The sequence below is a fragment of the Streptosporangium vulgare genome (genome assembly GCF_042428775.1).
Lineage (GTDB): Bacteria > Actinomycetota > Actinomycetes > Streptosporangiales > Streptosporangiaceae > Streptosporangium > Streptosporangium vulgare.
Genome location: NZ_JBHMBS010000162.1, coordinates 1 through 595, shown reverse-complemented (window position 1 = coordinate 595; position 595 = coordinate 1). Strand labels below are relative to the sequence as shown.

Annotated in this window: 1 protein-coding gene; it reads left to right on the top strand. The window is 54.3% G+C overall.

Annotated features, from left to right (window positions below; genetic code table 11):
* Nucleotides 1-120: 120 nt before the first annotated feature.
* Nucleotides 121-595: hypothetical protein (locus tag ACFFRH_RS44945; protein WP_512701153.1), on the top strand; the 475-nt coding region annotated here is incomplete at its 3' end.

The following is a 595-nucleotide window of genomic DNA, read 5'->3' as shown; positions in this document are numbered from 1 at the left end:
CATAGTTATCTATGCTCCTGGGGCTTCACTCACTTGCCGCCTTCCTGCAACGCGAATCATTTAGCGGAAAAATCCTGGGGCTGCCAACTGGCGGCCCTTTTACAAAGAAGGATAACTAAAATGACAGAAGCGATGAAGATTACCCTCTCTACCCAACCTGCCGACGCGCGCTGGGGAGAAAAAGCAACTTACAGCATTAATAATGACGGCATTACCCTGCATTTGAACGGGGCAGACGATCTGGGGCTGATCCAGCGTGCGGCGCGCAAGATTGACGGTCTGGGCATCAAGCATGTTCAGTTAAGCGGTGAAGGCTGGGATGCGGATCGCTGCTGGGCATTCTGGCAAGGTTACAAAGCCCCGAAAGGCACGCGTAAAGTGGTGTGGCCGGATCTGGACGATGCCCAGCGCCAGGAACTGGATAACCGCCTGATGATCATCGACTGGGTGCGTGACACCATCAACGCACCGGCAGAAGAATTGGGACCATCGCAACTGGCACAGCGTGCTGTTGATCTGATCAGCAACGTCGCGGGCGATCGTGTGACTTATCGGATCACCAAAGGCGAAGATCTGCGTGAGCAAGGTTATATGG